The 12537-nt window shown below is 46.6% G+C and carries 9 protein-coding genes and 1 pseudogene; 4 read left to right on the forward strand and 6 right to left on the reverse strand.

The window, feature by feature from the left end; translation table 11 throughout:
- Window positions 1–3 precede the first annotated feature (3 nt).
- Window positions 4–2484 (reverse strand): heavy metal translocating P-type ATPase, encoded by a 2481-nt coding sequence (locus OC23_RS07955; RefSeq protein WP_038344035.1) that lies wholly within the window; start codon window positions 2482–2484, stop codon window positions 4–6.
- Window positions 2485–2876: 392 nt separating this feature from the next.
- Between OC23_RS07955 and OC23_RS07960 the strand changes: the two genes are divergently transcribed.
- Window positions 2877–3908, forward strand: a complete 1032-nt coding sequence (locus OC23_RS07960; protein WP_038344036.1) for a M20/M25/M40 family metallo-hydrolase — start codon at window positions 2877–2879, stop codon at window positions 3906–3908.
- Window positions 3909–4105: 197 nt separating this feature from the next.
- Window positions 4106–4317 (forward strand): annotated as a pseudogene (locus OC23_RS19440) (hypothetical protein); the annotation flags it as partial.
- Between the two features lie 47 nt (window positions 4318–4364).
- Here OC23_RS19440 and OC23_RS07970 read toward each other — a convergent pair.
- The 5 genes from OC23_RS07970 to OC23_RS07990 form a co-directional block, all read right to left on the reverse strand.
- On the reverse strand, window positions 4365–4664 hold the full coding sequence (locus OC23_RS07970; protein WP_038344038.1) for a DUF3817 domain-containing protein: 300 nt from the start codon (window positions 4662–4664) through the stop codon (window positions 4365–4367).
- Between the two features lie 424 nt (window positions 4665–5088).
- A complete protein-coding gene (locus OC23_RS07975) occupies window positions 5089–6075 on the reverse strand; it encodes an NAD(P)H-quinone oxidoreductase (RefSeq protein WP_038344039.1) in 987 nt (328 codons plus the stop codon).
- 90 nt (window positions 6076–6165) lie between these two features.
- Window positions 6166–7611, reverse strand: coding sequence for a coniferyl aldehyde dehydrogenase (locus tag OC23_RS07980; RefSeq protein ID WP_038344040.1), 1446 nt, complete (start codon window positions 7609–7611; stop codon window positions 6166–6168).
- Between the two features lie 58 nt (window positions 7612–7669).
- Window positions 7670–8914 carry a saccharopine dehydrogenase family protein gene (locus tag OC23_RS07985; RefSeq protein ID WP_038344041.1) on the reverse strand — a complete coding sequence of 415 codons (1245 nt, stop codon included), beginning with the start codon at window positions 8912–8914 and terminating at the stop codon, window positions 7670–7672.
- A gap of 33 nt (window positions 8915–8947) precedes the next feature.
- Window positions 8948–9844 (reverse strand): acetoacetate decarboxylase family protein, encoded by an 897-nt coding sequence (locus OC23_RS07990; protein ID WP_038344042.1) that lies wholly within the window; start codon window positions 9842–9844, stop codon window positions 8948–8950.
- 425 nt (window positions 9845–10269) lie between these two features.
- Here OC23_RS07990 and OC23_RS07995 point away from each other — a divergent pair, with 425 nt between their 5' ends.
- Both OC23_RS07995 and OC23_RS08000 read left to right on the forward strand, forming a co-directional pair.
- Window positions 10270–11100, forward strand: a complete 831-nt coding sequence (locus tag OC23_RS07995; RefSeq protein WP_038344044.1) for an alpha/beta fold hydrolase — start codon at window positions 10270–10272, stop codon at window positions 11098–11100.
- 195 nt (window positions 11101–11295) lie between these two features.
- Window positions 11296–12534 carry an NADH:flavin oxidoreductase/NADH oxidase family protein gene (locus OC23_RS08000; RefSeq protein ID WP_038344046.1) on the forward strand — a complete coding sequence of 413 codons (1239 nt, stop codon included), beginning with the start codon at window positions 11296–11298 and terminating at the stop codon, window positions 12532–12534.
- Window positions 12535–12537 lie beyond the last annotated feature (3 nt).

Consider the following 12537-nt stretch of genomic DNA (forward strand, 5'->3'; position numbering starts at 1 on the left):
CATTTACTGTGAGGCAGAAGGTGGCTGGAAACGGCGCAAGCGTAATGCATTGCCCAGTACAAACACACTGGAGAGTGCCATTGCACCTGCGGCAAAGACCGGAGACATCAAGATGCCATAGGCAGGATAGAGTACGCCGGCGGCCACAGGTATGAGCAGGGTGTTATATGCAAAAGCCCAGAACAGGTTTTGATGAATATTACCAATCGTGGCTTTGGACAAGGCAATTGCATTGGCCACACCTTGCAGGTTGCCGGACATCAGCACCACATCTGCAGACTCGATCGCCACATCGGTACCTGTACCAATTGCCAGACCGACATCTGCCTGCGCCAGTGCTGGTGCATCGTTAATGCCATCTCCGACAAAGGCGACATGACCATATTTTGCTTTTAACCCTTGCACTGCCTGAACCTTACCTTCAGGCAGTACTTCGGCAATGACCTCATCAATCCCGAGCTGTCTGGCAATGGCATGTGCAGTGCGGGCATTGTCACCGGTAATCATCGCCACTTTCAAACCCAGTTGATGTAAGGCCTGAATAGCAGCAGGTGTCGAGCCTTTAACTGGATCGGCCACTGCAATAATCCCGGCCAGATGACCATCAATGGCGACATACAGTGGAGTTTTGCCTTCATCGCCTAAGCGTTGGGCTGTCTGGCTAAAAGGTGCAATATCAATACCGATCTGGGCCATATAGCGATCTGCACCAATATTCAGGTCGTGACCGTTACAGCGGGCCTTGACTCCCATACCGGTGACTGAGGCAAAATCTTCCACAGACGCCAGCACAAGCTGTTTTTGTTGTGCAGCATCAACAATGGCTTTGGCAACCGGATGTTCAGAACGGGATTCAACAGCAGCGACCAGACTTAATACCTCATTTTCCTGAAAAGACGAGGTCACTTCAAAATCGGTCAGTACCGGATGACCTTCGGTTAGAGTACCGGTTTTATCGACGGCGACCACTTGAGCATCTTTGAGTAACTGGAGTGCTTCACCTTTGCGGAACAGGATACCCAGTTCTGCACCACGTCCGGTTCCGACCATGATCGAGGTGGGTGTGGCCAGTCCCATGGCACAAGGACAGGCAATAATCAGTACAGCAACGGCATTGACCAGTGCAAAGGTCAAGGCAGGTGAGGGCCCGACAATCAGCCATACAAGGAAAGTCAGCAGGGCAGCCAGCATGACAGCCGGTACAAACCATAAGGTGACCTTATCGACCACCGCCTGAATCGGCATTTTAGAACCTTGTGCCTGTTCGACCAGCCGGATAATCTGCGCCAGCATGGTGTCGCCACCGACAGCGATGGCTTTAAAACTTAAAGTACCGTTCTGGTTAATGGTTCCACCCACCACTTGGCTACCAATATTTTTTTCTACCGGAATGGGCTCACCGGTAATCATCGATTCATCGACAAAGCTTTGACCGTCAATCACTTCACCATCGACAGGAATTCGTTCACCCGGTTTCACGATCACCAGATCACCTGTCACGACTTGCTCGATTGGAATATCAATGACCTGATGATTGCGAGAAACATGGGCAACTTTTGCCTGCAAACCCACTAAACGCTGAATCGCTTCCGAAGTCCGTCCTTTGGCTTTCGCTTCAAGAAAACGTCCAAGCAGGATTAAAGCGACAATCACGGCAGCGGCTTCGTAATAGACATTGACCGTACCGGTAGGTAACAAGCCTGGCATAAAAGTCGCCACCACAGAAAACAGGTACGCTGCAAAAGTCCCGACTGCTACCAAGGAGTTCATATCCGGTGCTAAACGCCATAAAGCGGGCAGGCCTTTACTATAAAAACGCCGTCCCGGGATAATCAGCACCAGCGTGGTGAGAATAAATTGCAGATACCAGCTATTTTGCATGCCGATGGTCTGGGCAACCAGTTGGTGGACACCGGGAATCAGGTGTGAACCCATTTCCAGAATAAACACAGGCAATGCCAGAACCGTAGCAAGGATCAGGTCACGTTTGAGCTCTGTTCTTTCCTGATCTTTTTTCTCAAGCTGTTCGCTCTGGTCGGGAATCGAGGCCTGAACTTCAGCCGCATCATAACCCGCTTTGTCAATTGCTGCGATCAGGCTCTCGACACTAGCTGTACCCTTTATGGTTGCACGCTCTGTAGCAAGATTGACATTGGCTGTTTGTACCCCCGGTACTGCATTTAAGGCTTTCTCCACCCGACTGACGCAGGAAGCGCAGGTCATGCCTTCAATCGACAGTTCGACTGTATTTGCCGGGACGTCATAACCGGTTTGTTCAATTGTCTGTATTAACAACTGACGATCAACCGGCTTTGCCAGCGTAATGTCTGCACGTTCTGTTGCTAAATTTACCGCAACAGCAGCTACGCCATCTACTTTTTTAAGCGCTGCTTCCACACGACCAACGCAACTGGCACAGGTCATGCCTTCAACTTGTAGTGAAACTTTTATATTTTTAATGCCTGTATTGGTTTGAGTTTCCATAAGAAAAGACCTATAGAGATAATCTGCTTGCTTGCAGCATAGACCTTAACATTATGGGAAGGTCAAGTAGATTTATCAACTTTCATGGTTTTATTCTGGCATCAACAAAAACTGCCGATACAGGCAAATTTAACGCGATGAGACAAATTTAGTTGTAGGCCTCAAGGCAAGTAAGGTTACCAAAGGCGCTGTCTATCAAGCCTGACCAGATCAAAACATGACAAGGCCCAATTATTTGAGTAGGGGCTTTGCAATGGTCAGTAAGCCTACGGACTGGCTTATGATCAATAACATTTATTTGGGCCCAATTTTCACGATACAAATTGAAATGGCATGTCGGTATCGGTACACCTAGTATATAAACTGCTATAAAAAGTGGTTTAAATTGATCTATGTTTTCTAAAAAAATTTTAGGTGCTTGTGTATTAAGTGCCATGTTTGTAATCAGCGGTTGTCATAAAAACGAACAAAACTCCCGGCAAAAAGTCGAAGATACAGCTCAACTCGACCTGAAACTTGATACCGACAACATGATGACGCATTTACGTGCTTTCGAAGAAATTGCCCAGCGTCATGGCGGCAATCGTGCCGTTGGTACACAAGGCGGTACAGCAAGTGCAGACTATATTTCAAATCTGGCCAAGCAAGCAGGCTATCATGTTGAGCTTCAATCATTTGAAAATCGTGAGAAAACCAGAGGCCAAAACCTGATTGTGGAAATTCCGGGTGATTCAAAAGACAATGTGATCATCCTTGGCGCGCATTATGATTCTGTCAAAATGGGGCCGGGCATTAATGATAATGCTTCCGGGGTGGCATTATTACTTGAGTTGATGAACCAGCTATCTAGTCAAAAAATAAAATTTAAGCCGACTATTTATCTGGTCTTCTGGGATTCGGAAGAGATTGGGATCGCCGGGTCGCAAGATTACGTCAGCAAACTGACAGCGGAACAATTAAAATCGGTCAAGGCGTATATCAATCTCGATATGGTAGGCACCAAAAATCCGGAAATCATGATTGCAGATGGTGACAAGTCATCTTTGGATGAAATGGTGCAGATGCTCAAAGAACAGGGCATGCCGGAGCAAGATTATAAACCGCTGATTGATGGTTTACGCAATATCCCGGGCCATGCTGGCGATCTGGCTTTGGAAAATACCCTGAAAGAATTCTTTAAGGCGAAAAACATCAAGATTAAAGAAGATGTGACCACACTGACAGCCAGCGATACGGCACCATTTTTAGGGAAAGTACCTGTCACCTCCCTGATTCTGTTCAATGAACAGATGAAAGGCGATGAGCTTGAGTTTGCACCGTGCTATCACAAGGCATGCGATACCATTGAACAGGTTGATCCAAAATCAATGCAACTGGCAGGTGATGCTGTTATCCATTTACTCCATACACTTACCCAATCATAAGATGCGCTTGAGTGCTCGTCCTCTATCAAGACATCAGGATAGAGGATGAGCCCCTTATTGCAGTTACAGCAAACGATTCATTTCAGGCTTTTCTTAATCAAAGCACTTCGTCGCTTAGACCCATTATTTTACAAATCACTGGAAAATTTTCGTTTTATCCAGTCATCCAGACTGCAATAACAGCCGCCAAGCACTATCACTGGCCAGTTAAAGATGCTCGGGTGTTCATGCGACGAAAAGTTATTGAACTCAACTCAAGTGAAATTTGTGAAAAGCTGGAACTGACCGTGACTCACTTTAATGTACTGATATGATGTACCGGAGCTGGACGCGCTTACGTAAATGTCTGGAAAATAAAAAGCTTTCAGGCATGTCGATCAAAAAGAGCCTTGACCTTATAAACTTATAGAATAAAAAAGGAAATCATTCGATTTCCTTTTGATCATTTGGCATGGCTTAAAGTGTGGCTTGACGCTGTGCGATGTATTTTTCGTTAAAAAATCCGCCAAAAGGAATAAAGGCCAGAATCAATAACCTGAATAACTCCAGGCCAGACCAGAGCGACACTGTACGCAACAGATTCCAGAGATAGAATAAAAATGCCAGCCCATGAATTGGTCCCATAATTTTGGTCGCAACTGGTAAGTCAAATGCGTACTTTAAGGGGATTGCAACAACGAATAGCAATAACAAAGTGACTGCTTCAAGCACAGAGGCAAAGCGCATTTGCTGTAGTTTTTTGGCCATTAAGCTCATTGAACTGCTCCGGGGAGATAAGAAAAACTATAAAAATGACCAAAGCATAGCATTTTTAAAGCTTGTGTAAGCGGCTTATATGTAATGATTCCGGTTACGTCTTGAAGTGCCGATACAGAGTCCTGCCAGGCGGTGTAGTGTTACCTATTGCTAAAAGCCATTGAAGGGGCAGATTGCCTGCCGCTGGCCTTGTGACCCTGTCAGCTGCAAGACATATTTTTTTACTCCCCAGGTCAGATCGTTTACGACAGAAAGTAAAATCATGGTGGCAAATCTAAAATGCAGGCAGGAATTAAATGCTGTCAAGGCCTGCTATCTTGCATAACCATAACAGATGGCAAGCGAACGTTTTAAGGTAGCTATATCTGACTTAAAAAAAGAGTTAAAAGCCTGAACTTTTAACTCTTTTAGAGTGCAGTAAATTTTATTTTTTAACAATTAATGCCAGTTTGCCGACATGTTCACCCTTGGTCAGAAACTCGTGTGCCTGCCGTGCCTGCTCCAGATCAAAAGTCTTATAAAGTAACGGTTTAAGCTGTCCTTTAGAAATCAATGGCCAGACTTTTTCTTGCAATGCAGACATTACCGCCGCTTTGGCTTCAGGGGACTGGGAACGTAACGTTGCACCGGTATGGGTAAGGCGTTTTGCCAGCATTGGAAAAATATTGACGTTTTGTGCAAGACCTTTCAGCACGCCGATTTGTAAAATGGTGCCATTCATTGCAGCCACTTCATAATTTCGCTGGATATAATCACCTGCGATAATATCCAGAACAAAATCGACACCTTTACCATCGGTATGCTTTTTAACTTCTTCAACAAAATCCTGTTCATTATAGTTAATTGCAACATCGGCCCCAATGCCCAGACTTGCTTTTTGCTGTGTGGCACTCGATACCGTCGTAAAGATTTTGGTTGCCCCAAAAGCCCGGGTTAGCATGGTTGCGGTGGTACCAATGCCGGATGTACCGCCATGAATCAAAATCGAGCTATTCGGGCGGAATTTGGCATGCTGGAATAAATGTGACCAAACCGTCATAAAGGTTTCTAGCAAAATACTGCCTTCAACCAGCGTCAGACCTTCCGGAATAAAAAGTACATTGTCCTGATGAGCAACGACATATTCGGCATAGCCACCCCCCTGGATCAGCGCACACACCTCATCACCGGCCTTAAACCGGGTAACCGATTTACCCACTTGCTTTACAATGCCTGAAACTTCCAGCCCCGGAATATCGGTCACTCCCGGTGGTGGGGCATATAGACCCTGACGTTGCATGACATCCGGACCATTAATGCCGGCTGCAACCACTTCAATCAATATGCCGTCATCAGTCATTTCCGGCATCGGTCTTTCACTGACCGTAATAACTTCAGGACCACCAGCACCGTTAAAAGTAATACATTTCATGAGTTTTTCCTATTTGATATATTATAGCTTCGTGGGGAGGGGCAGCATTGATCATAAGTAAAATGGCTGCTCCCTCAAGTTAAATGTGGCTTAAAGACCAGACTTTTGCTTACCCAGTGTTATCGCAAGTGCCAACGCCATAAGCTTGCCAAATGGAGCATGGAGCAGGCTTGGAAAATTCCAGCGTCCCTGATCAAAAATGCCTTTGGCATGGCTCATGGAACGGAAACCTTCAATACCATGGTAAGCCCCCATGCCACTTGGGCCGATGCCACCAAATGGCAAGTCATCTTGTGCTACATGGATCAGGGTATTGTTAATACCGACATTGCCGGATGTGGTACGTCGTAGCAGTTTTTTGCAATCGGCATCTTTTTCACCAAAATAATATAAGGCAAGCGGACGATCGCGGCCGTTGATATACTCAATCACCTCATCAATCTGGCGATAGGTACGTACAGGCAAAATTGGGCCAAAGATTTCTTCTTGCATAATGGCATGATCATCCTGTGCCCCAACCACCAATGTAGGTGCCAAGGTACGGAGCCGATCGCGGGCAGACTCGGGTTTTACCCCCATCTCGAGTACACGGGCGCCATGCTGACGTGCTTCATCAAGTAATGCCTCTAAACGGCTATAGTGGCGTTCACTGACAATAGAGCTGTAATCATCGCAAGCAGGCCCGTCCGGATAGAAACGGGTGACTGTTGCATTAAATTGCTGAATAAAGGTTTCCAGATCATCTTCATGCACCAGTGCATAATCAGGAGCTACACAGGTTTGTCCGCTATTGGAAAGTTTTCCATACACAATACTGGATATGGTGCGCTGATTGACATGTCCACGCGCGACGATCACCGGACTTTTTCCGCCCAGTTCCAGCGTAAGCGGTACAAGATTGTCACTGGCCGCTTTCATGACTTTGCGGCCAACAGGTGTACTTCCGGTAAATAGCAAATGATCAAAAGGCAGGGCACTGAAAGCAGCTCCCACTTCCGGACCACCAAGAATTACCGCAACCTCATCTACTGGAAATGTCGCTGCCAGCATACGATGCATGACATCACTGGTACGCGGGGTCAGCTCTGAAGGTTTGAGCATCGCCCGGTTTCCTGCCGCCAATGCAGTTGCCAGCGGAATCAGGGTCAGGGAAACAGGGTAGTTCCAGGGAGACATGATCCCGATAATACCTTTAGGCTGATATTCCACATAAGCCCTGGCTGTACGATAAATCAAGCTTACATGACGGCGTTCTGCTTTCATGAACCGGCGTAAGTGACTGGATAAATAATCAATCGACTGTACGATGCCGACCAACTCCATGAGATCTGTTTCATGCGCAGAACGATGACCAAAATCTTCACTCACTGCACTTTGTAACTCGCTACGATACGCAAGCACGGCAGCGCGTAATTTTGCCAGACTGGCCTTACGTTGTGCCCGGCTTGGCGGTTCAGTGGCTAAAAAAGCTTTACGCTGCTGCATCAATATTTCAGAGGCATGTTTCACATTGCTGATATCGTTAAAAGTATTCATGTTAAACCTCATGGATTTAGACAGTTAAACTGCCAACATGTGGAGATCGACGACAGGATCAGAGCTGCTGGAACTCAATACCTGCATGATCCGACAGGCGCTGGATAAACCGGTCATCAAACATGGTGGCAGGTGTCCAGAAGCCACCGGCACGACCGGTTTGTCCTTCCTGTTTACGATGGTCAAGCGCAAGGCTTAAGGCGGCCTGTCCTAACATTTTCCCGGTAGAGCCATAACCCGGATCCCGGTCACCAGTCACTTTAATCCTGAGCAGCTGGCCAGCCTCTGTTTTACCGACAAAACGTAAATCGAAACGGCCCGCAAGCTGCTGTTCCGGTGTCGGACCTTCGCCAGGTTTTGGCAACATATAGCGCTCCATGAGCTGGCTCACCGGTTTATTCACCGCAGCGAGCATAAATGCCGCCAAACCCGAAACAATACCAAGGGCCTTTAAACGTCCTTTGAGTCCCTGACCTGTCAACATGGCTTCGTTATAACTAAAATTACTGCCATAGGCATTGCCGGACAGGGCATTAGAGCGGTGCACCACACGCTCGTTTACCGCAGCCATGACAAAAGGGGCAATCCATGCATTAAAATCCGGATCAAATTTTGCGGTCTTGATATATACCTGCCGCTGGGTATTGCCATGATCTTCCGGACAGAGTACATAAGGATTGAGCAGGTCTTTGCGTAATGCCGGATCGGCAGCAGCCTCCTGAATCACATTGATCAGGCTTGCAACGGTTCCACCCGATGCTCCGCCTTTTAAGGTCTTGACCCGCATGCTGACCCGGGTTGCAGGCTGGCCAAACTGTTGTTGTGCCTGCTGCTGTAAATAATAAACGCCCATATCGGAAGGAACTGAATCAAAGCCACAGCAATGCACAATGCGCGCACCGGAGTGTTGTGCTTGAGATTCATATTTCCTGATCATTTTTTTGATCCACTGGGTTTCACCGGTCAGGTCACAATAGTCTGTACCATTGGCAACACAGGCCTGAATCAGGGGTTCACCATATAAGGCATAAGGGCCGACTGTTGATACCACTACACGGGTCTGTGCACACAAGGCATTCAGCTCATCCTGATTGCCCGCATCGGCAATCAGGATCGGTAAAGACTCTCCTGAGCTGCCAAGCGTATCTTTGAGCTGCTGAAGTTTTTGTTGCGAACGACCCGCAATTGCCCAGCGCAGCTGCTCATGCCGGGTCGCAAAATATTCAGCCAGATATTTGGTGAGAATTTGCCCAACAAAACTGGTAGCACCGAATACCACAAGATCATAGTCAGTTTGAAGCATTGTTATTTTCCCTGTTTGTTCAGTCTCTTTTCATTAAAGGGGTTGTGGCAAGTTCAAGACAACCTGTGCATCTTCCACCACATCCAGACGAAGGATTCTGGATGCTCCTAGCTCGTCGAGCAACTGGCTTAACGGTCCGCCATGACGTACCAGTTTGACCTGCCGCGGTAGCAGTTTCTGTGTAAAAGAAAGTGGATTGGATTGCACATGAGTCTGGTGCCACTTGCCATCAACCTGATGCAGCATGGTGGCTTGAGACATTCTGGATTCGGATTTCACCTGTTTTAAAGGAGGTGTCACCGTACTCAGACTTAAATCAGGCTTACCTGTTGTATCTGTCAGGCTTGCATTAACTTGCTTGGCATTGATCTCGACATGAATTTCGGTCAGCCATTTTGGTAGTTGATAGCCATATACACCACGAACCCGTGCAATCTCGGTGTCAACAGGCAAGGCCAGCACATGCGCATAAAAATGACGCTGCCGGATTGAATTTGCCAGCTCAAGGGCATGTGGGCCATGGGCACCCGGTTTACGGACAACGATTGCAACCGATACTTCGTTATAAGGATCATTATCGCAAACGGAATAGTGGAAAAAGGTGAGTGCAACCAGCCCGTACCCCGGTAAGGCATGTAATGGTTCTAAAGGCGCAGGCAGCTTTTTCTTGAGTAATTTCAGCGGTGCGAGCATCAGGACTTGCACGTTGCTGCTACGATAGTAAAAATTCGGTGCCCAGACCGGGCCAACTCTTGATTCAACCCGTTTTTTCGGTATTTTTCTAAAAAAGTCGATATTACCGGCAGCAGGGTCCTGAGCGACTTCATCCAGATCAGGGTTCATTCTAAAACGGTCATAATAGCCGCCCTTGGGAACACTGACTTTTTGTTGTCCAAATTCAACTTCAGTAAACTGTTTATTGCTCTTCATATCCGTTAACCTTGAATTGATCAAATCTCTCAATACCCCATCATCAACAGGGACATTGCTCGTCTTTGAGATCACTATAAGATTAAAGTTGACTTTAAAGTCAAGTGTTAAAATTACAGTTTTGAAATGCAAACGGCAGATTGGTTGCAAGTCTGTAAACAATATCAAAGCTTCAACAGACCCTATTTTAAATAAGACCTTGCTTTTCAATTGATAACTAAAATTCTGGCGGGCAAAACATAGATCATAAAATTACATTTTTATTATCAGAATGGGACTAAACCCATTGACCTTAAAGCTAACTTTAACCTTATTATAAAAGCACTATCTCTAACGGTAGTCTGCAAAATATTGTGATTCTAATGAAACTGATTAAAACATAGATCATGACTCGACAGTGTAAATCTTACACAGGAGAAACAAAGATGGCATACGTTACAACCCAAGATGGTGTAGAAATTTTTTATAAGGACTGGGGCCCAAGAGATGCGCAAGTGCTCTTTTTCCACCACGGCTGGCCACTCAGTTCAGACGACTGGGATGCCCAGTTACTCTTCTTTTTAAATGAAGGTTTCCGTGTTGTTGCGCATGATCGCCGTGGGCATGGCCGTTCCAGCCAGGTCTGGGATGGACATGATATGGATCATTATGCTGATGATGTGGCTGCAGTTGTACAGCATCTTGGCATCAAGAAAGCCATACATATTGGACACTCGACAGGAGGCGGTGAGGTGGCGCATTACATCGCGCGTCATGGTGAAGAAAATGTAGCAAAAGCAGTACTGGTCAGTGCTGTGCCGCCGATTATGGTAAAAACACCGGACAATCCGGACGGTCTACCGAAAGAAGTATTTGATGACTTACAAAACCAGTTATTCAAGAACCGTTCACAATTTTATTATGACTTGCCAGCAGGGCCTTTTTACGGCTTTAACCGTCCCGATGCAAAACCTTCAGAAGCCGTAATCTGGAACTGGTGGCGTCAGGGCATGATGGGCGGTGCCAAAGCCCATTATGACGGAATTGTGGCTTTTTCCCAGACAGATTTTACTGAAGACCTGAAAAAGATTTCGGTTCCGGTGCTGGTCATGCATGGTGACGATGACCAGGTTGTTCCTTATGAAAACTCAGGCGTACGTTCTGCCAAACTGGTGCAAAATGGCACCCTGAAAACCTATAAAGGTTTTTCACACGGGATGCTAACGGTAAATGCCGATATAATTAATCCAGACCTGCTGGCATTTATTCGTGCATAGCCGGTTTTATACCGTAAAAATGAAAATAGAGGCTTAGGCCTCTATTTTTTTATTTAAAAACCAGACGCGTTATAACGACTTAATTTACTGAATACAAAGTACTTATTAAAAATCTTTTAATTTCTTCAAGAAACCCATTGACATTAAAGTTAACTTAAACCTTAAAGTAAAACCATACTGCAAGAGGTAACAAGAATGAAAGTATTTGAAAAACTGGTTTTCCCGAATGGTTCCATGGTCCCAAACCGTATTGCCAAAGCTGCTATGGAAGAAAATATGGCAGACTTAAACCAGGCACCTTCCGAAGAGTTGATGCGTTTGTATCAGGCATGGGCAGACGGTGGCGCCGGCCTGATTATTACAGGTAATGTCATGGTTGACTGCCGGGCCATGACAGGCCCGGGTGGTGTGGTACTGGAAGATGAATCACATCTGGACATTTTTAAGCGCTGGGCTCAAATCGGGCGTTCTAAAGGTGCTCAAGTCTGGCTGCAAATCAACCATCCAGGGCGACAAATGCAAGCCAATCTGGGACAGCAAACCTGGGCGCCTTCAGCAGTGGCACTGGATCTGGGCAAAATGTCAGATCGCTTCAATCCACCGGTTGAAATGACTCAGGACATGATTCAGGAAGTTATCCAGCGTTTTGCCAATACAGCACGTCTGGGCGAAAAAGCTGGTTTTACCGGAGTTGAAATCCATGCTGCTCATGGTTATTTACTGAGCCAGTTTCTTTCACCCCTTAGCAATAAACGTCAGGACCAATGGGGTGGAAGCCTTGAAAATCGCGCACGTATCCTGATCGAGATTGTCAAAGCGGTACGTGCTGTGGTTTCAGACAACTTTACCGTTGCCGTGAAACTCAACTCGGCAGATTTCCAGCGCGGTGGCTTTAGTGCAGAAGATGCACAACAGGTGGTGCAGATGCTAAATACACTCCCCGTTGATCTGGTCGAACTGTCGGGGGGTAGCTATGAGGCACCTGCAATGCAAGGGCAGGCACGTGATGGCCGTACTTTAGCTCGTGAGGCTTATTTTCTTGAATTCGCTCAGGAAATCCGTAAGGTCGCCAAAATGCCGGTGATGGTAACCGGCGGAATCCGCCGTAAACAGGTCGCCGAGCAGGTGATTGAAAGTGGTGTAGATATGGTTGGGATTGCCACGGCTCTGGCCATAGAACCCAATCTACCTAACCAGTGGAAACAGGGCAAGAATACAGCGCCAGCATTAAAACCGATCCACTGGAAAAACAAAACACTGGCTTCTCTGGCCAATATGGCAACGGTCAAGTTCCAGTTACGTAAACTGAGCCTTGGGAAAACGCCGAATCCGCAGGTTTCTCCGCTTTGGGCCTTGATTTTGCAACAGTCCGCTATGGCGCGCCGTACCCGTCAATATAAAAAACGGATGCGCCAATATTCAGTCGCATCTTAACCC

The organism is Acinetobacter sp. A47 (genome assembly GCF_000805455.1).
GTDB lineage: Bacteria > Pseudomonadota > Gammaproteobacteria > Pseudomonadales > Moraxellaceae > Acinetobacter.